19 protein-coding genes are annotated in these 26,759 nt (G+C 55.6%); 5 read left to right on the top strand and 14 right to left on the bottom strand.

The features are described 5' to 3' along the window. Positions 1-20 precede the first annotated feature (20 nt). From GZH47_RS31250 to GZH47_RS31235, 4 genes are all read left to right on the top strand, one after another. Positions 21-1,466 (top strand): MDR family MFS transporter, encoded by a 1,446-nt coding sequence (locus tag GZH47_RS31250; RefSeq protein ID WP_162644984.1) that lies wholly within the window; start codon positions 21-23, stop codon positions 1,464-1,466. 25 nt (positions 1,467-1,491) lie between these two features. Further along, positions 1,492-2,331: an SDR family oxidoreductase gene (locus tag GZH47_RS31245; protein ID WP_162644983.1), complete on the top strand. Its 840-nt coding sequence runs from the start codon at positions 1,492-1,494 to the stop codon at positions 2,329-2,331. 32 nt (positions 2,332-2,363) lie between these two features. Beyond that, the gene (locus GZH47_RS31240) at positions 2,364-3,215 is read left to right on the top strand and encodes an aldo/keto reductase (protein WP_162644982.1); all 852 of its coding nucleotides are present in this window, start codon (positions 2,364-2,366) and stop codon (positions 3,213-3,215) included. Between the two features lie 294 nt (positions 3,216-3,509). Next, on the top strand, positions 3,510-3,917 hold the full coding sequence (locus GZH47_RS31235; protein ID WP_162644981.1) for a cupin domain-containing protein: 408 nt from the start codon (positions 3,510-3,512) through the stop codon (positions 3,915-3,917). A 755-nt stretch (positions 3,918-4,672) separates the two neighbouring features. On the opposite strand, the gene GZH47_RS31230 is transcribed toward GZH47_RS31235, so the two are convergent. The 9 genes from GZH47_RS31230 to GZH47_RS31190 all read right to left on the bottom strand — a co-directional run bounded on the left by GZH47_RS31230 (position 4,673) and on the right by GZH47_RS31190 (position 17,114). After that, on the bottom strand, positions 4,673-6,445 hold the full coding sequence (locus GZH47_RS31230; RefSeq protein ID WP_162644980.1) for an aromatic amino acid hydroxylase: 1,773 nt from the start codon (positions 6,443-6,445) through the stop codon (positions 4,673-4,675). Positions 6,446-6,473: 28 nt separating this feature from the next. Beyond that, entirely contained in the window at positions 6,474-7,751 is a 1,278-nt protein-coding gene (gene fahA, locus GZH47_RS31225; protein ID WP_162644979.1) for a fumarylacetoacetase, read from the bottom strand. A 4-nt stretch (positions 7,752-7,755) separates the two neighbouring features. Further along, entirely contained in the window at positions 7,756-8,718 is a 963-nt protein-coding gene (locus GZH47_RS31220; protein ID WP_162644978.1) for a hypothetical protein, read from the bottom strand. 51 nt (positions 8,719-8,769) lie between these two features. Next, on the bottom strand, positions 8,770-10,752 hold the full coding sequence (locus GZH47_RS31215) for an AMP-binding protein (RefSeq protein ID WP_162645547.1): 1,983 nt from the start codon (positions 10,750-10,752) through the stop codon (positions 8,770-8,772). A gap of 18 nt (positions 10,753-10,770) precedes the next feature. Next, entirely contained in the window at positions 10,771-12,045 is a 1,275-nt protein-coding gene (locus GZH47_RS31210) for a homogentisate 1,2-dioxygenase (RefSeq protein ID WP_162644977.1), read from the bottom strand. A gap of 37 nt (positions 12,046-12,082) precedes the next feature. Beyond that, positions 12,083-13,195 carry a 4-hydroxyphenylpyruvate dioxygenase gene (hppD, locus tag GZH47_RS31205; RefSeq protein ID WP_162644976.1) on the bottom strand — a complete coding sequence of 371 codons (1,113 nt, stop codon included), beginning with the start codon at positions 13,193-13,195 and terminating at the stop codon, positions 12,083-12,085. Positions 13,196-13,364: 169 nt separating this feature from the next. Continuing rightward, entirely contained in the window at positions 13,365-14,198 is an 834-nt protein-coding gene (locus GZH47_RS31200) for a phytanoyl-CoA dioxygenase family protein (protein WP_162644975.1), read from the bottom strand. A 36-nt stretch (positions 14,199-14,234) separates the two neighbouring features. Then, positions 14,235-16,244 carry a YjhG/YagF family D-xylonate dehydratase gene (locus GZH47_RS31195; protein ID WP_162644974.1) on the bottom strand — a complete coding sequence of 670 codons (2,010 nt, stop codon included), beginning with the start codon at positions 16,242-16,244 and terminating at the stop codon, positions 14,235-14,237. An 87-nt stretch (positions 16,245-16,331) separates the two neighbouring features. Next, positions 16,332-17,114, bottom strand: coding sequence for an SDR family NAD(P)-dependent oxidoreductase (locus GZH47_RS31190; protein WP_192043567.1), 783 nt, complete (start codon positions 17,112-17,114; stop codon positions 16,332-16,334). Positions 17,115-17,601: 487 nt separating this feature from the next. Between GZH47_RS31190 and GZH47_RS31185 the strand changes: the two genes are divergently transcribed. Then, a complete protein-coding gene (locus GZH47_RS31185; protein WP_225446297.1) occupies positions 17,602-18,303 on the top strand; it encodes a C40 family peptidase in 702 nt (233 codons plus the stop codon). 167 nt (positions 18,304-18,470) lie between these two features. On the opposite strand, the gene GZH47_RS31180 is transcribed toward GZH47_RS31185, so the two are convergent. The 5 genes from GZH47_RS31180 to GZH47_RS31160 all read right to left on the bottom strand — a co-directional run bounded on the left by GZH47_RS31180 (position 18,471) and on the right by GZH47_RS31160 (position 26,724). Further along, positions 18,471-20,048: a phytoene desaturase family protein gene (locus GZH47_RS31180; protein ID WP_162644972.1), complete on the bottom strand. Its 1,578-nt coding sequence runs from the start codon at positions 20,046-20,048 to the stop codon at positions 18,471-18,473. 260 nt (positions 20,049-20,308) lie between these two features. Further along, complete coding sequence (locus tag GZH47_RS31175) at positions 20,309-22,792, bottom strand: beta-mannosidase (RefSeq protein WP_162644971.1); 2,484 nt, start codon at positions 22,790-22,792, stop codon at positions 20,309-20,311. A gap of 74 nt (positions 22,793-22,866) precedes the next feature. Then, positions 22,867-23,955, bottom strand: a complete 1,089-nt coding sequence (locus GZH47_RS31170; RefSeq protein WP_162644970.1) for a glycoside hydrolase family 172 protein — start codon at positions 23,953-23,955, stop codon at positions 22,867-22,869. A 236-nt stretch (positions 23,956-24,191) separates the two neighbouring features. After that, the gene (locus GZH47_RS31165; RefSeq protein WP_162644969.1) at positions 24,192-25,526 is read right to left on the bottom strand and encodes a helix-turn-helix domain-containing protein; all 1,335 of its coding nucleotides are present in this window, start codon (positions 25,524-25,526) and stop codon (positions 24,192-24,194) included. Between the two features lie 199 nt (positions 25,527-25,725). Then, positions 25,726-26,724 carry a zinc-dependent alcohol dehydrogenase gene (locus GZH47_RS31160; protein ID WP_162644968.1) on the bottom strand — a complete coding sequence of 333 codons (999 nt, stop codon included), beginning with the start codon at positions 26,722-26,724 and terminating at the stop codon, positions 25,726-25,728. Positions 26,725-26,759 lie beyond the last annotated feature (35 nt).

Raw genomic sequence — 26,759 nt, 5'->3', positions numbered from 1 at the left:
ATAAGGAGTTAGAGATAAGGATGGAGAAGACGAAACCATACAACACACGGGCGATTATGTTTTCACTGCTCATGTGCAGCTTCATCGGCATGTTCAGCGAAACATCGCTCAATATCGCCCTTAGCAACTTGATGCATGTATTTCAGATATCGGCGGCAACCGCACAATGGCTGACGACCGTATACTTGCTGGTTCTTGGTATCTTAATGCCGATGAGCGGTTTACTGCTCCAACGTTTTACGACGAAACAGCTGTTCACCGCATCGCTGATCAGCTTGATCGTAGGGACATTTGCTGCTGCCATTTCCGTCAACTTTGAAATGCTGCTGGCGGCCCGCGTGCTGCAGGCATTCGGTATGGGGCTGCTTCTACCGCTTATGTTTCATACCATCCTTCTCATCTATCCCACGGAGAGAAGAGGAGCGGCAATGGGACTTGTCGGGCTGGTGATTATGTGCGCGCCAACCACGGGGCCTACGATCGCGGGAATTTTGATTCAATATTTGTCGTGGCATTATATTTTCTGGCTGTCTCTTCCGTTTCTGATCATCGGTTTGTTCGTGGGGCTTAAAAACCTGGAGAATATTACGGAGGTTTCGAAGCCGCGGTTTGATCTGGCTTCAATCATCATGTCGACCATCGGATTCGGGGGCATCGTCTACGGCTTCAGTAAGGCCGGGGAAGATACGGGAGGCTGGACGCATCCGGCTGTAATCGCATCCGTCGCCGTCGGTCTTGTTGCTCTGGTGTTATTCATCGTCAGGCAGATCCGGATGCGCGATCCCCTCTTGAACATGGGAGTATTCAAGCATCCCATGTACGTCATGAGCGTGGTGATGGTTGTATCGAGCATGCTGATGGCCATGTCTCTGGCGATTATTCTGCCACTATTTCTGCAGAATGGCAAAGGACTCACTACGTTAACCACGGGACTTATGCTGTTGCCCGGCAGCTTGCTGAATGGGATTCTATCGAATCGCATGGGCCAATTGTTCGATAAATTCGGTCCAAGACGGCTGGTGATCCCTGGATTAGTCATTGCCGCCGTTACTCTATGGTTCTTCACGAACATATCATTAGCTTCTACTGTGGCCTTTATTATCACACTGCACATGGTCATGATGATCGGCTTGGCGATGATTTGGGTTCCCGCACAAACAAATGGCCTCAATCAATTGCCGCCGCACTTGTATGCCCATGGCACCGCGGTCATGAATACCGTGCAGCAAGTTACGGGTGCCATTGCGACAGCTGTCTCCATCAGTATTCTTTCAAGCGGCACGGAGCGCTACCTACGACATTCAACTGCTCCTTCGCAGCCTGCTGAAATCGCAAACGCTATGGCCACGGGGTCTGAACACGTATTCTGGTTCACGTTGATCGTAGCGGTGGTTGGCCTTGTGGTTTCGCTCTTTATCCGGCGAGTCGTTATCAATCATGCGGTAGAAGCAAAGCCAACTCATTGATTTTATTCTTGAGGGGAGATAAAACATGGTAAACACAAGCGAACAAGTCTGGATGATTACGGGTGCCAATAAAGGCATTGGTGCGGCAATCGCGAAGGAAGCCTTGGCTCAGGGGTTCAAAGTCGTTGCCGCAGCCAGAAATACGGAGGGAATGGAAGCAGCCCTCGGCACCTCTCCGAATCTGATCATCACGAAGCTGGATATCACCAATGAAGAGCAAGTGCATGCTTCTGTTCAAGCGGCTCAAGAGAAATTCGGGTGTATCGACGTACTTGTCAACAACGCCGGATATGGTCAACTCGGTTACTTTGAGGAAATTACAGAAGAGCAACTCCGACAACAAATGGAAACCAATGTTTTCGGGACAATGAGACTGACCCGAACTGTGCTTCCGGTCATGCGCAAGCAAGGTTCGGGAACCGTCATGGTGTTCAGCTCCATGATGGGGCTGATGTCGATTCCGGGGGGGGCGGTATACAGTGCCTCCAAGTTCGCATTGGAAGGGTGGGCCGAGGGACTGAAGGCCGAGTTGCAGCATTTCGGCATTAAGGTCATGCTCGTGGAACCCGGCCCATTCCGCACGGACTTTACCAATAAACAGACGTCGGCCAAATTTTCCGAACTCCAAATCGACGACTATTCGGCCCAGAGAGATTCGATGCATGACTTCTACTTTGCAGGTGAACAATTCGGTGATCCAGATAAGCTCGCAAAGGCACTCATGAGGGTCGCAGATGATACGAATCCGCCTTTCCGCTGGCTAGCGGGCAAAGGCATGGTAGATGCTGTCATTCAGCATTATCAGCAGCGTCTGACCGAGTACGAATCCTGGCGCGAAGTGTCTGATAATACGAATTTTGATTGAGCTTTCATTCGCAAACATAAGGAGGAATCGGCATGCAAAAGGTCACTTTAAATAATGGGGTGGAGATGCCCGTTCTGGGCTTTGGCGTCTTTCAGATTCCGGACGCGGAGGAATGCGAGCAATGTGCTGTCGATGCCATTACTGCAGGCTATCGACTGATCGATACGGCGGCTTCTTATCAAAATGAAGTCGCGGTTGGCAATGCCGTTAAACGCAGCGGCGTACCCAGAGACGAGCTGTTCATTACGACGAAGCTTTGGATCCAAGATAGCGGTTATGAGCAAACGAAAAGGGCATTGGAAAAATCGCTTGCCAAACTGCAGCTCGATTATTTGGATTTGTATCTGATCCATCAACCCATAGGAGACGTTTATGGCTCTTGGCGGGCGATGGAAGAGATGTACCGCGAAGGCAAGATCAGAGCCATTGGCGTCAGCAACTTCACGGCCGATCGCCTCGTCGATCTGATCATTCATAATGACGTAACTCCTGCTGTAAACCAGGTAGAAGTTCATCCTTTTTACCAGCAGCATGAATACGCTAAATTCATGAGAGAGCATCATGTTCAAATGGAGTCCTGGGGACCATTAGTGCAAGGAAAGCACAATGTCTTTCAGAACGATGTATTGCAGTCCATCGCAGAAAGGCATCAAAAAACGGTTGCTCAAGTGATTTTGCGATGGATGACGCAAAGGGGAGTTGTGGCGATTCCGAAATCGGTTCGCAAAGAAAGAATCATTGAAAATATCAGTATTTTCGACTTTGAGTTAACGCAAGAGGAATTTGAGAAGATTGCAACGTTGGATACGAATCAAAGTCTGTATCCACAGGCTAATCGACCGGAAACCATTCAATGGCTTGCTGACCGTAAGCTAGATCTTTAAGGTTTCTAATTTTAACTCGCAATAATTGCGGCAAACATACCAGTCTAGGGTTGGGGAATCACGGATTCCCTGACCTGTTTTTTTCATGCTAATGTATATTCAATTCATGAGATGGAACAGTAATTCAAGTATGTTCACGTCGCATTTTTAAGCACGTTCATGTCGCTACTGGACAAGAACATTTATCCATTAACGACCACGTAGATCGCGGTTTTTTATTTTAAGAACATATGTTAGAGCACAGATTATTCCCGGTGTTTGGCGGAAAATTAAAGTAAAGAGGAGGAACCAAAAGTGGCAAAACATGAAGAAGTTAAAAACGGCGTCATTTTCCCGGTGGGGGAGAAAAATGAAGCCTTTGCGCAATACTTTGTGGGACAAAGCTATTTGAAAACGCTGGTTGCTGATCAGAACGTTAATGTAGGCGTCGGAAACGTGACCTTTGAACCGGGTTGCCGTAACAACTGGCATATCCATCGAAACGGTTTTCAGCTCCTTTTGGTAACAGGCGGCGAAGGCTGGTATCAGGAAGAGGGCAAGCCTGCTCAGTTTCTAAAGGCCGGCGATGTAGTTGTTACACATGATGGGGTAAAGCACTGGCACGGCGCCTCAAAAGACAGCTGGTTCGAGCATATTGCTATTACGGCGGGTAGGCCGGAATGGCTCGAGCCTGTATCAGACGAAGAATATAACAAACTTTAAGTGATAAATGCCAAGTAACGGCAGCCATTCAGGCTGCCATTACTATTGGCTGAGATTAATCCATAAACTCAATGCGATCGTATACGGCTCGTCTGCAACTTCCAGGCAATCGGCATAAACGTTTATGCAGTTTTAATGTATATCTTATTCATAAGATAGAACAGTAATTCAAGTAAGTTCATGTCGCAAAGAGGAATTCAAGTAAGTTCATGTCGCATATTCAAGTAAGTTCATGTCGCTACACATCGGCTGCCGTTGTTCATTAATAATTCATGGTTAAGACATATGTATAAAATACGGGTTTTGTGTAAAAGTAGTAAATGATTCATGGCGTTTCCTGGCATTTCCGGCGTTCAAATGATCACGTTTCCGGCGTTTCCGTGGCTGGCTGTTCATAAGTGATTCTCTTCAGCCGAATTTCCGGCGTTCAAATGATCACGATAAATATCTGTTTCCGGGCGTTTCCGGCGTTTCCGTGGCTGGCTGTTTCAATCATAAGTGATTCTCTTCAGCCGATCCGATTAAAATCGCTCACACACAACTAATTCCGATAATCCAATTTGTAGCATCATGATTTAGATCATCTAACTTAATGATCATTCATATTAATTTGATCATCTGTAATTGCTTATGATGATCACGATTTCGTTCACCGTTCACGCATTAATATCTTTAACATTATTTGGAAAAACAAACCATCGCAAAAAAAAGCCCAAGATTCATCCAGGGCTTTCCACAATGCTTCCTAATTTCACTTAAAGAATGGCTAATCCATTATTAATCACATTCGCTAACGAATCCACCTGACTGAGCGCATGTAACTCATCTTTCAATGCGATCGACATCTGCACCAAATCCGGAATCGGAATCGTCCCGGCGAGCTCCAGCAACTCTAATCGCAGCAGCCAATCATTTGGATAGGAACCGCACAGTACTCGATAGATGCCGTCAAGCTCCCGAATGCTTTCCTCTGTAATGTTATTCATGTTCTTCTCTCTAATTACTGCGACGTGCTGATAGAGACGCTCCAATTCGGATAAAGGTACAGGCGCCTCCATTAATAGTTCCAGTCCCAGTTCCATTATCGCTTCCGCTTCCGATTCCTGTACCGGGTCCGGTTCCTCTTCCGTTACCGACACCGACGCAGGATCAGCTTCCCCAGGGTACGCAGCAACGATCCGCGAGCCGACGGCCATATCGTAAGCGCCCCATTCTTTCTTGTACAGCTCTCTCCCATCCCATAACACCGTGCAATCCTCGAATGAAAGCAGAACAACCTGCTGCTCGTTGCGGATGATCCGCTTCAATCGTCCCGTCACGTGAATGCCGCTTTCGAAGCGAAGATCCGCGTGGTTTCCTGGAATCACGCCAAGCTGTGCCAGCGCTTGATCGTCGCATGCATCTAGTGCCAGTTTACCTTGAAGCAGGCCGATCGGCGATCCGAAGCCTTTCGCATGTACGTCTTTGCCGTGACCGCCCAAAGGCTGCTTTTCCACTGTCAACGCGGTTTCCCCGATCGTGTTCACGTAGACGGCTTCCCCTTGGTCATCTTTGATTAGCGCATGCACGATGCCTGTGACGCTAAGGCCAGAATTGTAGGTAAATGTCGCAATCATCTTTGAGCGCTGCGCTCGCTCCAAACTCTCCGTGCCGCCGATCCGGTAAGCCATCGTGTTCGCCAGTGCTTCAGCGCCGGCCTTCAATTCTTCGAAGCTGCCGCAAACGAACAACCGTGTCTGCATCTGGGTCACGACTTTCGGGTGCTCCGTGCAGGATTCAACGGAATAAGGGATTTTCGCTACCGCCTCGGTATAGCAGTGTTTGCTCTCGCCAACGGATGACAATAGACCGGCACCGTAGATCTTCGGATCCTGCAGGTCTCCAATTAAGCCATACTCGGCGGTCGTCCAAAATAATCGGGAAACCATCTCAGCTTCCGTCATGCCGCTGGTTGCCTTCTGCTTTTCCTCCACGGCCTGTTGGGCTGCCGCCTTCTCTTCCGCGGTGGACGCCGGATCCTCCATCACGATCGTCAATCGCCGCAGCGCGTCGAATGCGTCTTGTTTCTCTTTGACGGAGAACGCTCTAGTCCCGATCGCTCCGATTTGCCGTACATACGCGCGATATTCCGGATCGAATAAGATCGGTGCATGACCGGCAGCTTCATGGATAATATCCGGCGCCGGCGTATATTCCAAATTCGTTAGTTTACGGATTTCGGCTGCGATCGGCAAGACCCCATTGGCCAATAGTTCATAGAAGACGGGGCCAGGAATAAGTCCATTCACGATAACCGCGCCCCAGCCGATTTGCGCCAAGCAAGCGTTCATCTCCGACACGCGCGGAATTCGCTCCGTACCAATGCCGGACTGCGCCAGCCCGTTCCTATACGCATCGTGAGCTCTATCCTGTAAGGCATGTCGATTCTGGCGCATGACATACCGCCATACGGCATGATCAATCGGCGTGTATCGTTCATAATGCTGTTCCGAGACGTAGGGTTTCAAATGTGGCGGAAGCTTTCTCAAGTCGTCAACCCCTTCCGCATTCTGCTTATCAGGTCATGCGTAATGCCGGCAATACTAGGCCGGTGACCACGCCGAAACCGACACGATAGCCGTCGCCTTGGCACCAGCCGCTCAGGGTGAGACGGTCGCCGTCCGCAAGCCAAACCCGCTCCTCGCCGCCATTCAACCGTATCGGCTCTGTACCGCGCCAAGTTAATTCCAGCATGCAGCCTCGCGCTTCTTGCTTCTCCCCGCTAATCGTTCCGGATGCCAGCAAATCGCCAGGCCGCAAATTGCAGCCGCCTACCGTGTGATGCGCGACTTGCTGCGCAATCGTCCAATACAGATGTCGATAGTTGCTGGCCGAAATCCGTTCGGCTGACACCATCGCTTCGCTTTGCAAGGAAACTTCAAGATGAATATCGTACGAACTCGAGCCTGCTTTTCCGTCGTGCCTCAAATACGGCAACGGTTCCGGATCCTGCTTCAGCGCGGGAACGCGAAATGGCGCCAGCGCTTCAAGGGGCACGACCCATGGCGATATGGAGGTAGCGAAGCTTTTGCCAAGAAACGGACCTAGCGGCTGGTACTCCCAGGCTTGAATATCCCGCGCGCTCCAGTCGTTTACGAGAACAAGTCCGAATAGATGGTCTTCGGCTTCCGCGATCGGTATGGGCCGACCTTGCTCGTTGCCGGCTCCGATCAACCAGCCCATCTCCAATTCAAAATCAAGCTGGCGACTCGGTCCGAACACGGGGGCAGCGGCATCCGGCGGTTTCAATTGACCCTGTGGACGACGAACCTCCGTACCGCTGACCACTACGGAGCTGGCTCTGCCGTGATAACCGACCGGAAGATGACGCCAATTCGGCATGAGCGCATTATCCTTGCCGCGGAACAACGTGCCTACATTCGTTGCATGAGCCTCCGAGGCATAGAAATCCGTATAATCCCCAATCTCTGCAGGCAGCAGCAGTTCGACTTCGCTTTGCAAGCGCAGGACGCGCATTCTCAGGGAATCGTTATCCCGAAGCAAGGGTTCATCATTGTCCAGCAGCCGAGCTACGGTAGAACGAACCTCTTGCCAGACCGGACGGCCCATGGCCATAAACGCATTCAGCGACGGTTGCGCAAAGACGCCTTTACCGTGAACGGCCGTATGCCCGAAACAACCCGCTTCATCAAGCGCCGCTAGGTCCAACACATAGCGACCGATCGCAACGCCGATACGCGGGTCGCCGCCTTGCAGCGGACGAAATACGCCATAGGGCAAATTTTGAATCGGAAAATGCGAATCCGGCTCGACTTCGATAAATGAACGCGACATCGGTTCAGCTCCTCCTTTGTTCAAGTAATTGAAGTGCCCGAAGCTCCTCGCGCGGCTCGTCGAAGCTGCAGCTTCCATAAGAGCTACATGCAGAATGGCGATACGCCGAAATGTCGGCGGAACTGATAAAGAGGTTCTGCCAGCATAAGCCTTCGTCGCTGAAGTGGAAATGTTCCGCTTGCTCGTCTTCAACAATCTCCGTTATGCGATGGCGATCTAGCGACAGCGCGCTGGCCAGCAGGCCTGCGGCAAACACATTGAGGAACCCGTGCATCTTCGCGTTCACTTCCGGACGGAACATACGGATGGGATGATGGAGGCCTGCCGTGAATTTCAACGCGATACTCCTGTCCCTGCATGCTTCCAGAACAGTCGCGATCTGATATGGCGTCGGAAAAGCATCCGCTGCAAGCCCGCCGCTCCTTACCTTCACATCGATCCTCGCTTCATGAACGGCAACCGCGTTATGATCCGCGATAGCCTGAAGCGCTTCGAGCATGTTCGCCTCCCAGCCTGCATCAAGCGCATACGTCAGTTCGCAATAGGTTCGCAAGCCGAGCTTGGAAGCTCCGTTTCCGAGCTCCTCCAGAAGCTGTGCTTGGATAGGCACCGGCGGCAGCGGCAATTCGAGCATGTCAATCACGACTGCTTCCGGGTTGAGCTTCCTGAACGTCTCCACCCGCTCCATGCTCTTCATGAATTGCATTACACATTCCGCAGCCGTACGCGTCCGGCCTCCAATGACCGACAGCCTCAGCGGATGATGCACCGCGAATAAAGCCATGTAAGGAGCGAGCTCGACAAGCCGGCTGTCCGGAATAACGAACCGCCCCAGCATCCAGCTGTCCGGATCATGACTGTAGTCATGGTACTGTTGAATCGCCTTTTCCATTGGCAGCTGCGCTGGCGGGAATAAACCGGCGTAATCGATGAGTTTATCCATGAACGACCGCATGCTGGCAGTCATATTCGCCTCACCTCGAATCGATAATAATCCGCCTGCCCGCTTCGCCCCGTTTCACTCGTTGCGTCCGTCTGCCAGTCCGCGGATCGCAATGACCGCTTCCGGATTCTCCAGCGCAGATAGATCTCCCGGGTCGCTTCCCAAGTAGGCGGAACGAATGACTCTGCGCATGACCTTGGCGTTTCTCGTGCGCGGCAGAGCTTCCACGATATGAATCGACTTCGGTTTGAAAGCTTTCCCTAAACGCTCGGCAATCCAATTAAACAACGCCGCCGTTAACTCCATCGATTGCCGCCCTTCAGACAGCACTTGATTCACGACGACGAAGCAAACGGCCGCCTCCCCCTTCGTCTCATCGGGAACCCCGATGACCGCTGCTTCCGCCACTTGCGGATGTTCAACGAGCAGCGATTCCAGCTCAGCCGGTCCGAGCCGCTTGCCGGCCACGTTGAGCGTATCGTCGGAGCGGCCCGTAATGGTCCAATATCCGTCCTCATCCCGGTGAACCCAATCTCCGTGCACCCAGATATCCGGCCAGCGCGACCAATACGTATGTTCATACCGCTCAGGCTCCTGCCAGAATCCGCCTGCCATCCCGAGCCAAGGACGCTTCAGCACCAGTTCCCCGACTTCCCCGATAACCGGCTTTCCTTCTTGCGACCAGACATCCGCGCACATGCCGGGAATCGGCGAATTGAAACCGACCGGAGCAATTGGCTTGAGCAGCACGTTGCCCAGAATGCCGCCCGATATCTCCGTTCCGCCCGAATAATTGACGATCGGCACGCGGCCTTTGCCAACCTCATTGAACAGCCACAGCCATGGCTCGAGATTCCAAGGTTCGCCCGTCGAACCGATGACTCGCAGGGACGAGATATCGCAATCCCGATAGCACGCATCCCCATGCTTCATGATCCCGCGAATTAACGTCGGCGAGATACCCAGATGAGTGACCGCATGTCGTTGAACCAGACCGAACAATCGTTCCGGTCCCGGGAAATCCGGCACTCCTTCGTACAAAACCATCGTTCCGGCATTGAACAAAGTGCCGTAAACGAGGAACGGGCCCATCATCCAACCCATGTCCGTGATCCACAGCATGACGTTGCCGGGCCGAAAATCCATCGCGTAGCCGGCATCGAACGCCGCCTTGATCGGAAAGCCGCTATGCGTATGGACGATGCCTTTCGGCGCGCCTGTCGTTCCCGAGGTATACAGGATCATTAGCGGATCACCGCTATTCATCGGCACGGCATCGAAGGGCGCTGCTTTCGAGTGTTCCGAACCTTCTCCTTCCGTCAACGACGTCCATTCGACATCCCTCTCTTGCCGCCATGGAACCGGCGTGCCTAGCCGGCGAACGACGACTACTTTGCTCACGGAGGCAGACGCATCCGCCGCTTTATCGGCTTCCTCCTTCATCCGGACGATTTTGCCGCGCCGATAATAGCCGTCAGCGGTTAGGATCAGCTTGCAGCCCGCTCCCGCGATACGTTTCGCCGCCGCATCCGCGCCGTAACCGGAATACACGGGAATGCAAATCGCACCCAGCTTGGCAATGGCCAGCAGAGCCGCTACGGTCTCCGGAATCATCGGCATATAGAGAGCAACGCGGTCCCCTTGTTGGATGCCTAATCGGCGCAAGCCATGCGCGGCACCATTCACCTCTTCCGCCAATTCGCGATAGGTGAAGCTGCTCGTTGCCCCGTCCTCTCCCTCCCAGATGATCGCCTGTCGTGCCGATACGGCAGCGTCCTGCAGCCATTTGTCGACCGCATTGTCGGCCGCATTGAGCCGTCCCCCGACAAACCAGGAAGGCCAGCGGATTCCCGAGGTCATCGTTACGACCTGTTCGTATTTGCGTTCCCATGCGATGTCCATGTCTTGAACGACCGCGTCCCAGAACCAGGAGATATCCCCGATCGATTGCCGATAAAAGGCGTCATAATCGTCGAACCCGTGTTTATGCATGAAACGAAATAGACGCGTTTGCTCCATCTCCGTCTTATTCGGGTACCAAACCGGCTTATGACCCATCCCCATGTTCAGCATCTCCTATTGGTCCCGCGCGGAAGAGGCATCCGGCGATCGGATTTGAGTCACCCAACTGTAGGCGTAATTCGGATCCTCGGCTCCCTGGATGCCCTCGACGACATGCAGAGGACGGAACGTATCGATCATGACGGCCAGCTCGCTCGTTTCCTTCTTGCCGATGCTCTCTTCCGCTTTGCCGGGATGAGGCCCATGAGGAATGCCTGCCGGATGAATCGTTATCGAGCCTTCCTCGATCCCTTTGCGGCTGCCGAAATTGCCCTTCACGTAATACAGCACTTCGTCGCTGTCGACATTGCTGTGATAGTACGGGGCGGGAATGGCCAGCGGGTGATAATCGTACATGCGCGGACAGAACGAACAGATGACGAACTGATTGCCTTCGAACGTCTGATGAATCGGCGGCGGCATATGGATCCGTCCCGTAATCGGTTCGAAATCTTGAATATTCAAGATCCATGGATACAAAAATCCGTCCCACCCGACCACGTCCAGCGGATGATGGGATAAGACATGCGAATGGAGATAACCGTCTTTCTTGATGCGAACTTCGACCTCGCCCGGCTCCGCAAACGTTTCCAAAACTTCCGGAACGCGGATATCCCGCTCGCAGTACGGGCTGTTCTCCAGCAGCTGCCCGTGTTCATTGCGGTATCGCTTCGGCGCCGTAATCCAGCTGTTCGTTTCCACGACGAGGAACTTGTTCCGGACGTTCTTCACGCTCGTGACGGTTCCTTCAGCGCCCGCTTCCACGCCCGATTCCACTCCCGCTTCCGCGCCTGATTCCGTGTCCGTGTCCGGAATAATCCGATAAATCGTCCCGATCGGCAGCACGATATAATCGCCGGGCCGATAGCGCAAGGCACCGTACATCGTCTCGACTTTGCCGGTGCCTTCATGGACGAACAACAATTCATCGCCGTCCCCATTACGATAGTAATAATCCATCGCTTCGGAGACGTTGGCGACGCCGATGATTAAATCCTCGTTGCCGAGCACATATTGTCTCCCGGCTACTGCATCGCCTTGTCTCTGCAAGCTGTTCGTGCGAATATGCCTATGCCTCAGCGCGCCTTGCGGTTCATAGGCTGGCTTGCACGCGGACAGCAAGCGAGCTTTGGTGATTTCCGCCGGCGCATGTCGATGATAGAGAATCGATTGAATGCCCGAGAACCCTTTCGTCCCCATCACTTGTTCGCGGAACAAACCGCCGTCGGGCCGGCGAAATTGCGTATGTCTCTTTGGCGGTATCGTCCCCATTCGATGATAGAACGGCATTGGCGATCAGCCCTCCCTCCCTGCTTGCTCACCTCTTCTACAAATTGCCTCTGCGCGCTTGCTCACGCTCGATCGATTCGAACAACGCTTTGAAGTTGCCTTCCCCGAAACCGACTGCCCCTTTGCGCTGAATGATTTCCATGAACAAGGTCGGACGATCCACGATCGGTTTCGAGAAAATTTGCAGCAAGTAGCCTTCGTCGTCGCGGTCGACCAGAATATTTAGTTCCCGCAGCTTGGCGATATCTTCATCGATCGCGCCTACCCGCTCCGTCAGCATGTCGTAATAACTGTCCGGGGAGTTCAAGAACTCGATCCCGTTCTGCTGCAAGGCCGTTATCGTGGAGACGATGTCGTTCGTCAATATCGCGACATGCTGCACGCCCGCGCCATGATAGAAGTCCAGAAATTCTTGAATCTGCGATTTGCGCTTCCCGTTCGCCGGCTCATTGATCGGAAATTTAATGCGGCCGCCGCTGTACATCACCTTCGACATCAGCGCGGAATACTCCGTTGAAATGTCCTTGTCGTCGAAATGGATCATTTGCTTGAAGCCCATGACATTCTGGTAATACTGCACCCATTCTTCCATCTGTTCGACATTGCCGACGATATGATCGAAGCCGACCAAGCCGACCGGCTGATGCGGGATGTTCAGCTCGCAATGGACGTATTTCGGCAAAAACAATCCTTTATACTTGCTGCGGTCAATGAGCGTGTGCACGGTGTCCCCATAAGTGCCGATCACGGCCATCGTTACCGTTCCGTCGGCATCCGTAACTTCGTGCGGCGCCATGACCGGAATCCCTCCGCGCGATACCGCCTCATGATAGGCTTTCTCCACGTCGTCGATCCGCATCGCGATATCTTTCACGCCGTCGCCGTGCTTCTTGACGAACTCCGCGACGGGATGATCGGGCGATAACGAGCCGGTCACCGCGAACCGCGCTTGATTTTGCTCGAGCACGTAAGAGACCTTGCTGGATTCGCCGGTTTCCAGCCCTGCATAGGCCGTCACTTGAAAACCGAAGCCTTTGCTTAAGTAATGCGCCGCTTGCTTGGCATTGCCGACATACAGCTCAATATGGTCGATTCCCCGTACCGGAAAGAAATCCGATGCGCGCTGGTCGATCTTTCGTTGTTTCTTCATGCTGCCTCACCCTTTTTCGCTAATACTTGCCTTCGCCCGATACGGCACTTGCGGACATTTGTCGAAGCAGGCCATATTCATATTTATTCAGCTAGGCGCGGAAGTATCCTAATCACGGCTTGGACATAACAAAAAGAGCCGCCTCCCGGCAGCTCTTCGATTGGCGTGCTTAGCATTCCGCCGACGTCAGTGCATTCGTGAACATTCGCTTGTACTCGCCCGGCGACATCTTCGCTGCCGCTGCCGGCGCGTAATGAAACTGAAGCGCGCGCCGCCGCTGGTCGGAGCAGTTGAACGGCGTTCCATGATACAGCAAGCCGTGAAAGAACAATGCGCCGCCCGGCTTCAGCGGGATGGCGACGTCCTTATTCACCGGAACGTTGGCATCGCAGATCTGCCAGTCGCGCACCGCGTAATGCGGCGTGGCGCCATCCATATGGGATTGCGGGATAACGTGCATGCAGCCGTTGTCGAGACCCGCTTCGTCGAGCGCGATCCAGACGCCGACTACCGCTTGCTCGTAGGATAGATTCCCGTACGCCATATCCTGATGCCATGGCTTCTCCCCGCCGCCGAACGGAGGTTTAAGCAGCGCCTGATCTTGGACCAGCTTCGGCTGCTCGCCGAGCAGCCGTTCCACGATGGCGCCGATGACTGGATGGTAAGCGGCTGCATGCAGCACCGGATCCGCGTCGACATACTCGTACACTTTGCGAATCGCGAGCTCGCGCTCTTCGTCGGAATGCAGCTCGTGCCGCGGCTTCGTAAATTGGATCTTCGCCTTCGTATCCGGATCCATCATGATGCGCATGATGGCCGCAATCGACGCATGGACTTCGTCCGGAGTAAGCAATTGTTCGATCGCGATGAACCCTTGTTCCCGATATTGCTTGACATGTTCGTCCGTGAAAGCCCCGGCGGACGGCAGCGGTGCATGGATCCTATCGAATTGGTACATGCGGCTGTTGATGTCTTCCGCATGCTGCAAAGGATTGCTCGTCATACGTTCACTCCCGTTCCGAGATTCATGCCATGAATGTCAGTCATTCGCGCTCGGAGATTGCGTCCGTGCCCTTGCATTCGCCAACGCTTCCATTCCCGCCTGCAGCGTCTCGACAATTCGATCGACGTCGTAGATGCTTCCGCGCCACGTACCGCCGCTTGCCGCCTGGAGTGCAGCCCACAGCTTGGTGTCATCGGGCAGCGCCGGATCGGCGGCCAAGTCGGGATGGAGCGGGCGGGCGGCCAGGATCGACGCGCCCGCCTCCGGACTGAAAAGCGCGTCGCCTTGACCGACGAAATGCAGGCTGCCGTCCAGCGTATTGCGATCGATCCGAACGTCGATCCAATCGCCATTGCGCAACTTGCCGATCGGGCCTCCAGCCAGCGCCTCCGGGCCGATATGACCGATGCAGGCGCCGGTGGACACGCCGGAGAACCGGGCATCCGTGAGCAGCGTCACATGTTTGCCGAACGGCAAATGCTTAAGCGCGGAAGTCAGCTGATAGGTTTCCTCCATCCCCGTTCCAGACGGACCTCTGCCCATCAGCACGAGAATATCGCCTTCTTGAATGCGGCCGTCCTTGATCGCCTTGACCGCCGCCTTCTCGGACGTGAACACTTTGGCTTGTCCGATATGACGGTAGACGCCGTCTTCGCCGACGACGTCGGGATCGATGGCCGTCGCTTTAATGACCGAGCCTTCCGGAGCCAGATTCCCCGTCGGAAAAGCAACCGTAGACGTCAGCCCTCTGACGGCTGCCCGTTCCGGGCTCATAATGACCTCGTCCGGATCGATGCCATCGACGGTCAGCAGTCGTTTGCGGATTTCCAGCCGCCGTTCGGAGGTCTCCCACCAATCCAGCTGCTCGCCCAGCGACACGCCGGCGACGGTTTTCACTTGCAAGTTGAGCAAACCGAGCTTGCGGAGATGCAGCATGACCTCCGGTACGCCGCCGGCCATGAACACGCGAATCGTAGGATGATAGTCCGGCCCGTTCGGCAGCACGCTGACAAGCCGCGGAACCGCCTTATTCACGCGGGTCCAATCGGCCACATCGGGGATGCGGCAGCCGGCCGCATGGGCGATCGCGGGAATATGCAGCAGCAAATTCGTCGAGCCGCCGAAAGCCGCATGGACGACCATCGCGTTCTCGACGGCCGCGTCCGTCAAGATATCCCGCATCGCCACGCCGTTCGCGTGCATCCATTGAACCGCCCTCGCCGATTGCTTCGCGATGTCGAGCCAGATCGGCTGGCCGGAAGGCGCCAATGCCGAATGCGGCAGCGCCATGCCGAGCGCCTCGGCCACGACCTGGGCCGAGGCGGCCGTTCCGAGAAACTGGCAGCCGCCGCCCGGCGTCGCGCATACGCGGCAGCCGAGATCGGCCGCTTCGTCGACCGTGATTTGACCTTGCGAGAACCGCGCGCCGATGGTCTGGATCTTGCCGGCATCTTCGCCGACGGTTGGCGGCAGCGTGACCCCGCCCGGTACGATGATCGCCGGCAAGTCGTGCATGGCGGCGAGGGCGATCATCATCGCAGGCAAGCCTTTGTCACAGGTGCCGACCCCGATGACGCCGCTTCTCGTCGGAAGCGAACGAATCAGCCGGCGGAACACGATCGCCGCGTCGTTGCGATAAGGAAGCGAATCGAACATGCCGGTCGTCCCTTGCGAGCGGCCGTCGCAAGGATCGCTGACATAAGCGGCGAACGGTACGCCGCCGAGCCCGCTTACCGCAAGCGCCGCCTCCTTCACGAGCAGGCCGACTTCCCAGTGGCCGGTATGATAGCCTAGGGCAATCGGCGATCCGTCCTCGCCTCGGACTCCGCCCTGCGTGCTAAGGATGAGAATCTGCTTGCCGAGCAGCCGTTCCGGCTTCCAGCCCATGCCGACGTTCTGGCTCAGGCCGAACAAATCCCCGCTCGGGAGGTTCAGCAGCATGTCGGCCGTGAGCGGCAGCTTGCCTTCCGGACCCGCCGCATGGGTATAGATGTCATAATGTTCCGGGTCTTCCGGCCCCATGATGAAACGTATGGCCTCATTCATTGTCTCGACTCTCCCTCGCAGCTTGCATCTCGCAATTTAAATCGCATCTAGTAACTCGCTTCCCTGAGCCCGAATCTCTCATTGTGCTTACTTCCAACATACGATCGTTTCGCCGGTCAAGGCATCCGAAGCGGGGCCGCACAGGAACATTACGATGCCCGACATATCTTCGGGCTGCGCGATGCGCTGCAGACGGGAACGTCCTTCTTCGCTGCCGACGGTCCGCGTCGCGAGAAACCGCCCGGTATACGTCGGAGCCGGGGAAATGCAGTTCACGTTCACGTCGAACGGCCGCAGCTGTTCGGCCAGACTTCGGGTATACGAAGATACGCCCGTTTTGGCCGCCGCATAGATCAAACCGCCCGTCACCGGCACATGACCCGCGACCGAGCCCACGTTCACGATTTTGCCGGAACGGCGCTCTCTCATATGCAGTCCGGCGAATTTGCACGCATACATCGTCGACAAGAGATTTCGTTCGACGACGGAACGAATATCTTCGACGGAGATATCAAGCGCATCGTTCGGATCCGGGCGGGGCGTGTTCGCGCCGATATCGCCGCCGGCATTATTCACGAGAATGTCCAGACTTCCCAGCTCGTTGATTGCGCTTTCGATCAGCCGCTGCACTTGAACCGGATCAGCCAGATCCGCCGCGATGAACGCCGATTTGACGCCAAGCGCTCTCATTTGTTCGGCGACCGCCTCTCCGGAATCCGCCTCGTTGAATTCTGCCGCCGAGCTGTTCCGAATGTCGTGAATGATCACGTTAGCGCCGGCGCGTGCCAAGTCGAGCGCATATTGTTTCCCAAGTCCTCTGCTGGAGCCCGTCACCAACGCATTTTTCCCTTTCAATCCTGCTTCGCTCAAAGCAATCCCTCCTGTTTTCGAATCCATCCGATTTCATTGATCCGCATGGCGGTCACGGCTTGTCCAAACGGACGGCGCGCCCGCGGCATGCTCCTCATCGATATCTATGCCTCGTCCAGGTCGTTCATTCGCATAGGGGTGTTGGTCCTCATGCCGCTTATGTCGTCGCTCAGGTGAAAAACATGTATCTAAAACCCATCTTCCATGAAAGCGCTTTAGGTGTCAATAAGTGTTTGAATTCCCTGTCAAGGAATGTTTTTCTCATCTTTTTAATGAAGTTCTAATAGAAGGGCATTTGCCCAGTGCTGCCGTAACTTTCCACGCCCGTCGGTAAATGTTGGCAGTTTTATCTGTGGTAAAGTAATCCTATGCATCCAATATGTCTATCCGGCAGATTTACTATTGTGCTTCTATCTGCTTCGCACATCGGACGGACTCCTTGGTAATCAACCTACTCTCATACTGGACAAGGAGGAAATACAAGACTATGAAAATGAACAAGAACAAATTAAGCAAATCGCTGCTTTCCGTTGGCTTGGCTCTATCGATGTTCGCGGGAATCGCGGCTACCGCCCAAGCTTCGCCCGTTGCTACGGCAACCGTGAACAAAGGGGTAAACTTCCGTACGGCACAAAGCACGAGCGCGCCGATTATCGGATCGATTAAAGCGGGTACGGTGCTCGGCGTCGAAGCCGCGAACGATTACTGGGTTTTGGTGGATTACAACGGCAGAACGGGTTACGTCTCCCGCTCCTACGTGACGGTTCATGCAGGCGGCACGTCTTCATCGAAACCGCCGGCAAGCACGGGCAGCGTCTCGGGAAGCAAGATCGTCTCGACCGCAAAATCATTCCAAGGCAGAGTGAAATACGTCTTCGGCGCCCGCGACCAAAGCCGTCTCATCTTCGATTGCTCGTCTTTCACTCAATACATATTCCAGCTTAACGGCAAGTCCATCCCTTGGGGCTCGAAAGCGCAAGGAAGTTCGGGATCCGCAATCTCCAAGAGCTCGCTTCAAGCAGGCGACTTGGTCTTCTTCAGCGTGAATACGCCAGGCCAGATCAATCATGTCGGCATTTATATGGGCAATGGCCAATTCATTCACAACTTGCCTAACGAAGGGGTCATCATCTCCGACTTCAACAGCTCGTATTGGACAAGCCATTACATTAAAGCCCGCCGGGTATAACGCGTAACAACGAACAGATCGCATTCCGTATAGCAGAACTTAATCGAATCGAAAATAGCCGGACATCCTCATCAGATGGTCGAAAGACCCGCAGCAGGACACTTGAAGCCAAGTGTCCCGCTGCGGGTCTTTGGTTATGCGGCAATGGAAGGGACAGAACGCCCCGCTTATTGCGACAGCAGCTGCTGCGCAACGATATAACCGGAGCCGCCGTTCACTCCATGACCCGGCCAGGTTGCGGCGCCGAGCATATACACGTTCGGAATGGCCGAACGATGGCCTGGCTGCCCCGGAAGCGGGCGGAACAAGTAGCTTTGCGCCAGATCATGAGCGCCGCCATACGGATCTCCCGGACCGGCGTTCGGATTGAAGCGCGCGATCGTGTCCGGCGTGACGACGTATTTTCCGATGACCGCGCTTGGGATGTTCGGAATATGCTTGCCCGCTACCTCCAGCACGCGTTCCGTAAACCGTTCGGTGAGCGCAGGCGTCCACGTGCCGTCGCCCACATCGATCCGGCCGGCAGCGTCCCCTCTCGGACGAACGGGCACTTCAAGCACTTGAATGCGCATGATCGCTTTGCCCGCCGGCGCGCGCGAGGCATCGAGGTTCGTCGGGCAGTCGACGGTAAACGTCGGCTTGGCCGGAAGCAGATCGGCCGTCCCCTGGGCAATCGCCAACGTAAACCCGTCAAGTCCATCCGTCAAATGCGGCTGACCGACGCGATTAAACCGCGCATCCGGCCAGCGCGGCGGTTCGGCGAGCGCCAGATGAATCTGCACGCATCCGCGGCCGTAGCGGAACTGCTTCGCTTGGGTACGCAGCGCCGGCGGAACATCGCTGTCCGCGAGCAGCGTTAGATATAACTGGTCCGGCGTGGTCGAGGCCACGACCGCCTGCTTGGCCGCGTAAACGACGCCGTCTGCCGTACGAACGCCGACCGCGCGATCGTTCTTCACGATAATTCGCTCGACCAGCGAATTCGTGCGAATCTCGCCGCCTTGATCCTTCACGAGCCGCGCCAGGGCCAGCGCCAATTGTTCGCTGCCGCCCGACGGGATCGGCATGCCGCCGGCCATGAGCGCCATCGCGGTGAGCGGAACCCAGATCCCGCTGCCGACTTCGTCCGGCGTGCGGCCAAGATGCGTGACCCAGGAGGCCAGCATGCTGCGCATGACGGGCGACTTGAACTCGTTTACCGCATGGCGCGCCGTCGTGAAGAGCGATCTTGCGAAGGACGAATAACCGGGGCCGTTCCCGTCGTGCAGCAAGCGCTGCAGGACCGGAGCCGCCTCCGGACCGGAGAGATCCATGCTGAACAAGCCGAACACGTCGTTGACATGCGGATTCAGCTGCTCGAACAAGGCTGCCAAGGCAGTGCCGTCTCCGGGAGCCAGCCGTTCCGCCTCCGCGGCGAAATCCTCGAACGACCGCGGCACTACCGCCGTCGCCCCGTCCTCCATCGATACGCCGGTCGGCAGATCCGTATTCAGATAGGTGAGCCCGCGTGCCTCTAATGCGTCTTTGAGCTCCATGTAAGCCGGACCCGTTGTGAAGAGCGGATGAGCGGCTGCATATACGTCATGTTTGAAGCCCGGCAGCGTCAGTTCTTCGGTGCGGACGAAGCCGCCCGGACGATCGTTCTTCTCGAGCACGAGCACGCTTCGGCCGGCGCGGGTTAAGTAGGCTCCCGTAATCAAGGCATTATGCCCGCTGCCGATGATGATCATATCGAACGATTCCATCGTATCGCTCCTTTGAATATGAAGTCTACGTAGAATCGTATTCGAAGTGTCCATGCCTGATTCCAACAATTGTATCTTTGTCAGGCTTCCGTTCGCTCGTTCGGAAGGCGGCGTTTCCGCTGCCCGGCGCGCATGCTGACCATGCGAAATGCGAAAGAACCTCCTGTTCACAGGAGGTTCTTCGCCATGCTTATCTAGCGTTAGAGATTTCTAGCGCATTCCATCCGAACTGAAAACAATCGCAGTCTCGTATTCGCCTGTTAATAGGTGTCGATCAAGCTCCGCACCGTCAATTCGTCCTGCAGTTCCTCCAGACGAACAGGCCGGCTTAAGTCGGCTTTCTCCAGTACGATCTGCCGTTCTTCCCCTGCGGACAGCATGAAGTAATTGTCTTCGAATACGCCGTCCAGCGTCCGGAAGCCGAGCTCGACGGAATGAGCGAACGCGGCGGCGGACAGCTTCACGACGAAACGATCCGCTTGCTCTTCGAGTCGGATGCCCAGCTCGGGTTGAACGAGGTTCAGATATTTCGCCGGCACGAAGAACACGCAGCCCTGCGAGCTTGTCTCGCCGTCCGCGCCAACGAGCTTGAACGACAGATAGGCGTTACGCTTGCGTTCTATCGTATCCAGGGTCGCGGAGAAGTCGAGCTCCGCAACGGCTTGCGTGCTGAGCGGCGCTGCTTCGAACGAAGTTTCGCCCTGTTCGATCGTCTCTCCGCTCAATGTCCGCAATGCCCACCGAACCGTGCCGGAAGCCGGCTCCAGCCGCTCGTTCGTCACGTGCAGCGAAGCTTGCGTGCCTTCCTCGCATGCCGATAGCAGCAGCGGCGAGAAGAAGCGTTTCGCCATGTAATGCAGCGCCTTCCACCGGCCGAAATAGTCCAAACTCGCCCAGGACAGCGTCGGCCAGCAGTCGTTGAGCTGCCAGTAGAGCGCACCCATGCAGCGGCCGCGGTTGCGCCGCCAATGCTCGACCCCGTAAAGCATCGCTTCGCCTTGCATGAGCTGCGAAGCATAAGCAAGCGAATCGAGGTCCTTCGGATAGCGGAACGTTTCGGACAAGTAGGTGAGAATCTTCTGATTGCCGGCCGGATTCTTCTGATGGCATTCCATCACATAAGAGAACAGATTGCGGTCTTCAGGTTCGGTGAACGCTTCGATCGTCTTGTAATGCGGCATGGATTCGAAACCGAATTCCGACATGTACCGGAAATACGTTTGCCGGTAAGCCGTAAATGGCTGATTGCCATGCCAGACGTCCCAATAATGGCCGTCGCCGTGATTTTCGCCGTTCGTTTCGTAGAAGTCGCCGCCCGACGAAGGAGAGCCCGGCCAGTAGAAGGTGTCCGGAGCCAGCCTTCCGATCGCGTCAGGCAGCATCCGCTCGAAGAACAGCGTGTACGCGTTCCGGTTCTCCTCCGTATTCGCGATCCGTCCGTCCTCGAAGAACATCTCGATCTCGTTATTGCCGCACAGCAGGCCGAGCGAAGCGTGATGGCGAATGCGCTTCACGTTGTCTTCGACTTCGCGCATGGAATTGTCCATGAACGCCTCGTTCAGCGGATAGACGCCGCAGGCGAACATACAGTCCTGCCAAATGACGAGGCCGTATCGGTCGCACAGCTCGTAGAAATACGAATCGGGATAGAAGCCGCCGCCCCAGACGCGAATGGTATTGAAATTCGCCCGCACGCAGTCGCGGATCAGCCGCTCGGTCCGCTCGGCGGAAAGCCGCCCGACCAAATTATCTTCCGGGATATAGTCCGCGCCCATCGAGAAGATATCGACGCCGTTCACCCGGAAGGCGAACGCGTTCCCCCATTGGTCCGCCTCCGTATTGACCGTCAGCTCGCGAAGGCCGATCGTGAAGCTGCGCTCGTCGAGCTCCTGTTCTCCCCCGCCATTCAATACGACGGCGATCCGGTAGAGCGGCTGCTCGCCGAACCCGTTGGGCCACCACAGCTTCGGCTTGTCCACCGCAATCGTAAGCGCCGCAGTTCCGTTCGCAACGGCTGCGTGATGGACGGACGCGGTGCCGTCGGGAGCGGTCAACGTGACCTTCGCTGCTTGCCCGGAGTTCGCCGCCGATTCCCCCGCTTCCCCGGTTTCCAGCTCGATCGCCACCTGCACGCCGCCGTTCTGGTGAATCTGACGGATGCGGACGTCGCTCAGCGCCGCCTTCGCATCGCAGATCAGCGTCACGCTGCGCCAAATGCCGCAATCCGGCAGCTTCGGACCCCAGTCCCAGCCGGACATGTAGTGGGCTTTGCGCAGATGCGTATAGCCGGGCACGACCATCGGAATGCCGAACAATGGCTGCTCGGCCTGCTTTTCCGTCATATAGGCAACCGGCGAACGGAAGACCACGCGGATCGTATTGTCGCCCTCGCGCAAGACGTCGTCCACGGAGATTTCGTACGTGCGGAACATATTGTCGGACGTCAGCACGCGTACGCCGTTGACTTCGACTTCGGCCAGCGTATCGAGACCCTCGAATCGCAGGATCTTGTCCGGCTTCGCCGCATCCTCGCTGCATAGCGAGAACGAACGGGCGTATTCGTAATCATGGTCGAAGATCGGCAGAATCCGGTCCTCGTTATCGCGCCAATAGGGATCGGCGAATACGCCTTCTCCTGCCGCGGCCAAATCGCTGAGCAGGGAACCGGGCACGATTCCTTCGCGCCATGCCGTTTCGCCGATTTGACGGTAGTTCCAGCGGCCGTCCAATGATAGTTTGTTCATCTTGCCTCTCTCCTCGTCTTTGATGACTATCGATTTCCTCTATGCTAACCTTCCTGTTCATTGCTCCGCTTCGCTTATCCGCGCTCCGGACGGTTCAAGTAAAAGTACGCGCAGCTGCTCCAGTCGTCGGAGCGTTCGAAATTTTCCCATAGCTGTTGTTTCGCTTCATCGACGTAATCGAAGTAACGCTCTTCCGCTCCCGTGCATCGCAGCACGGTTCCCGCCTGGCGGAATTGCGCCCGCTGCTCGGGGCTTGTCGTTCCGATTTGCTGGGCCGTTACCCGAATGTCTTGATGGAAATATACCGGATCCGGCACATGATAGCGATAGAAGCAGAATTCCATCCGCTCGTGATCCGCGACCGTGCATCCCTGATAGCGATGGCTATACGTGCCCAGTTCCCAGCCTGTGCCGATATAGTCTTCGGTGCCGGTGCCGCAGAGCGTCGGATAATCACTGTCTCCATCGACGAACAGCTTGAATTCGCCTTCGCCCCACCACACGTTGAAATAGCGCTCCTGATCGGCTTTCACGCCGACATTCGTTCCGAGGAAGCGGCCGATCCCGGACACTTTCGGCAAAATCTCATAATCTTGGCGAAGTAAGGTCGCCGGCAAATGCGCGTAATGGGCATGGAAATAGAGAACGTCTTCGCCATGCGCATCGCCTACGGTGTAGTCGATATCATAGAAAAACATGTTCAGCTGCTTCTCGCCCGTATTCGTAACGGTCACTTTCATGCCGCTCCGATAAGGCATTGGAATGTAGCAATTGAAGCTACGTCCTTCCGGACTGCTGAAAAATTCGCATTCGAACGCGGCCGTATGCCCTCTACCCACGCCGAAAAAGTCGCCGAAAGGCACGCTGACAGCGGGCGAACCGCAGCCGTCCCAATAGAAGTCGAGCCGAAGCCCGCGCAGCATCTCGGGACTGCGGTCGTTCAAGGTCGACCAGATCCGTCTGATCGTACCGCTGCCGGAAGCTTGTTCCGCCAGCACTTTGCATTCGCCGGGAGCGAGCGGGAAGCAAGGAGCTCCTTTCCTGCCTGCGTTCGCATGTCCGCCTGCGCCTTTGGCGGCTTGGGGGTTTTCCGGGGAAGCCCAGCGCGTCTGAATGCCGGACGGAACGGTATATAGCGGAGAACCGCTCGTTTCATTTCTCATATCGGATCGACACCTTTCCTGATAAACGTCTGAACGTCTGGTAACCTAGCTTCAACAAGGTAATACCATCATTATCCGGGATGCGTTCGGCGTAAATCTATCGCAAAATTTATACCTTTATTGTCTTTCTATATCTAATTTCCGCGTACAGGGCCGATAAACAGCCAAAAAGGCCGGATCCCCATGCGAGGACCCAGCCTTTCATCATTCATATATGGTAGTCTCACGATAGCCGTCTATTCAGCCTTGCTCGCCACCGTACGGCTCAGCACGCGCCGCACCAGCTTCTCCAGCGCTCCCTTATGGATGAAAGGCGCCAGCTTGGATAGAATCTCTGCGCCAATATCGCCGGATGCCGCATGGTCCAGCAGTTTCTCCACGCTCACTTTGGACAAAAATGGGGCCAGTTCGACGATCAGGTCGACATCCACTTCGCCATCGACGGCGCGGTCGACGAGACGGTCCAGCGTTTCACGGCTAATGAACGGCGCCAGTTCTTGGACATATCGCCATTCGACCTTTCCTGACTCCGCTTGTTGAACGAACTGGTCGATATGCTCGGAGTCCAGGAACGGAGCGAGACTGACCAGCTGCCGCATATCGAACGTTCCGTTCGCGGCCTTACCCACCAAGCGTGCCAGCGTGCCTCGGCTAATAAATGGCGCCAAGCTCTGCAACACTTCTCCGCTCAGACGGCCGTCTTCGACGTAGCCGATCATTTCGTCAATCGTTTCGCTGCCCAGGAACGGCGCCAAGTCCAGAATCGCGCGCAAGCTCGGATACCCGCCGTCCGCTTCTTCGGCTTCCTCCTCGGACTGCTGCCGACCGTCACTGGTCTCGCTGAACTCCCAGTGCTCGCCGAATTTTTCGCGCTTGCCGAACTTCCCGTGCTTGCCGAACTTCCCGTGCTCGCCGAACTTCCCGTGCTCGCCGAACTTTCCATGCTCGCCGAACTTCCCGTGCTCGCCGAACTTCCCGTGCTCGCCGAACTTCCCGTGCTCGCCTAACTTGTCGTGCTCTTCTATAATCTCAACGGTCCTATCTTCCCCTGCATCTCCAAGTTTCCCAGTATCCCCAACATCTTCGGCATCCCCTGCTGCAACGTCCTCGTCGGCACTCGAAACATCCGGTACTACGTCACTGTTCTCATCATCTGCTGCGGCTTCCTCAGTTTCTGCATCCACGGGTCCCTGTTCTGCTGTCGGCATCTCATCCGTACCTGCGGCCGAAGAAGCTGTTTCTTCCAAGCTTGCCGCCGCTTCGATCGCCGTATCGGCAGCGGCTCCCCTCATGACGTCCGCTTCCGGCTCCATTACAGCCCCTACTGCGGCTGGTGCTTCTTGCACTTGCGCCGGCACGATCCGGCTTTCGCCGGCGAGCAGCTCGTCGATCGACGTGCCGAGCAGGCGGCCGATGGTCGGCAGCAAGCCTATATCTGGCAGCGACTCCCCGCGTTCCCACTTGGATACGGCTTGATGACTGACGTTTACCTGCATGGCGAATTCCGCCTGCGTCATGCTCATTTCTTTTCTCAACGTCGAAATGTAAGCGCCAATCTTACGAATATCCATCTAACAAACGCCTCCACTTGAAAGTTTTGTACAGTGCGCACTGTCTGGATACAGCATAGCAAACGGACCGATTCCAATCTATCAAACATCAGTTGAACGAGCCAATTCAACCGTCGGTTGAATGTTGGTCTATGCTGTCAAAGCCGACTAGTGATTCAAGCGAAGGCTGACCTGCCTCTCAGTAAGACAACCGCTCGCATCAGTCGTTCACGACGATCGTTTTAAGCAGACCGCCCGAACCTTCGACGACTTGTCCGAACACGTCCGGCACTTCCTCCATCGTAAAGCGATGCGTGACGATCGACATGGGATGAATCGCGCCTTCGACCATCAGCCGCTGAACCGCTTCGCCATCCTTCATCCCGGCATACAGCGATGCGACAATATGAAGATGCTTGTTGATCAGGCGGCTCGATTGAAACTCGAACCGCGCGCCTTCGCCGATGACCACGATGGTCCCGTCAACGTTCAGCGCCTCGAACGCCAACTCGTAAGAAGCCGCTTTGCCCGAGCATTCGATCACATAGTCGACGCCTTCGCCGCCGGTCAACCGTTTCAGTTGTTCCACGGCACCGTCTCCCGGCTTCAGAACGGCTTCGGCTCCCAGACGGACTGCGGCGTCCAGGCGCTCTTCGATCGGATCGATGGCGATCACCTTCGCTCCCCGCAGGACGGCAAGCGCGGTCGCGGCAAGTCCGATCGGACCGCAGCCCGTAACGGCTGCCCAGTGGCCTTCGCCCAATGCCGTGCGCGATAGCGCCGCATACGGCGTACCCCAATTGTCGAAAATCAGACTTCCCGCTTCATAGCCGATTTCGGGAGCGAGCAGCAAGCAATTCCGCTCCGGCACGGCGACCTTATCCGAGAAACCGAAGCCCATATGCGTAATCGGCCGGACGCATTTGACGTACGCGCCGTTCTTGCACGCTTTGCATTCGCCGCAGCCCTTCACATTATTAATGGCGACGCGGTCGCCCGGCTGGAGAAGACTAACGCCCGGGCCGACTTGTTCGACGATGCCGGCGACCTCATGACCCGCTACGTAATCGGAATGCTCGGTTACATGCCAGCACCACTTATCTGAACCGCAAATACCGCAGGCTTTCACGGCAACGAGTACTTCGCCTTCAAGGACAGAGGGTTCCTCTACGTGAACGATTCTTAAATCTTTCGGACCGAATGCTTGGATTTGTTTCATCTCGGAATCCTCCATCTTGCGAAAATCAGACTTTT

This window comes from Paenibacillus rhizovicinus (genome assembly GCF_010365285.1).
GTDB lineage: Bacteria > Bacillota > Bacilli > Paenibacillales > Paenibacillaceae > Paenibacillus_Z > Paenibacillus_Z rhizovicinus.
This window is presented reverse-complemented; position numbering and strand designations above follow the sequence as displayed.

What these genes read in the sequence shown, in the direction of transcription:
- GZH47_RS31215 (WP_162645547.1), bottom strand. Translation starts at nt 10,752, where the DNA reads ATGGGTCATAAGCCGGTTTGGTACCCGAATAAGACGGAGATGGAGCAA.
- fahA (WP_162644979.1), bottom strand. Translation starts at nt 7,751, where the DNA reads ATGTCGCGTTCATTTATCGAAGTCGAGCCGGATTCGCATTTTCCGATT.
- GZH47_RS31160 (WP_162644968.1), bottom strand. Translation starts at nt 26,724, where the DNA reads ATGAAACAAATCCAAGCATTCGGTCCGAAAGATTTAAGAATCGTTCAC.
- GZH47_RS31185 (WP_225446297.1), top strand. Translation starts at nt 17,602, where the DNA reads ATGAAAATGAACAAGAACAAATTAAGCAAATCGCTGCTTTCCGTTGGC.
- GZH47_RS31200 (WP_162644975.1), bottom strand. Translation starts at nt 14,198, where the DNA reads ATGACGAGCAATCCTTTGCAGCATGCGGAAGACATCAACAGCCGCATG.
- GZH47_RS31220 (WP_162644978.1), bottom strand. Translation starts at nt 8,718, where the DNA reads ATGACTGCCAGCATGCGGTCGTTCATGGATAAACTCATCGATTACGCC.
- GZH47_RS31210 (WP_162644977.1), bottom strand. Translation starts at nt 12,045, where the DNA reads ATGCCGTTCTATCATCGAATGGGGACGATACCGCCAAAGAGACATACG.
- GZH47_RS31245 (WP_162644983.1), top strand. Translation starts at nt 1,492, where the DNA reads ATGGTAAACACAAGCGAACAAGTCTGGATGATTACGGGTGCCAATAAA.
- GZH47_RS31170 (WP_162644970.1), bottom strand. Translation starts at nt 23,955, where the DNA reads ATGAGAAATGAAACGAGCGGTTCTCCGCTATATACCGTTCCGTCCGGC.
- GZH47_RS31165 (WP_162644969.1), bottom strand. Translation starts at nt 25,526, where the DNA reads ATGGATATTCGTAAGATTGGCGCTTACATTTCGACGTTGAGAAAAGAA.
- GZH47_RS31175 (WP_162644971.1), bottom strand. Translation starts at nt 22,792, where the DNA reads ATGAACAAACTATCATTGGACGGCCGCTGGAACTACCGTCAAATCGGC.
- GZH47_RS31250 (WP_162644984.1), top strand. Translation starts at nt 21, where the DNA reads ATGGAGAAGACGAAACCATACAACACACGGGCGATTATGTTTTCACTG.
- GZH47_RS31240 (WP_162644982.1), top strand. Translation starts at nt 2,364, where the DNA reads ATGCAAAAGGTCACTTTAAATAATGGGGTGGAGATGCCCGTTCTGGGC.
- GZH47_RS31180 (WP_162644972.1), bottom strand. Translation starts at nt 20,048, where the DNA reads ATGGAATCGTTCGATATGATCATCATCGGCAGCGGGCATAATGCCTTG.
- GZH47_RS31195 (WP_162644974.1), bottom strand. Translation starts at nt 16,244, where the DNA reads ATGAATGAGGCCATACGTTTCATCATGGGGCCGGAAGACCCGGAACAT.
- hppD (WP_162644976.1), bottom strand. Translation starts at nt 13,195, where the DNA reads ATGAAGAAACAACGAAAGATCGACCAGCGCGCATCGGATTTCTTTCCG.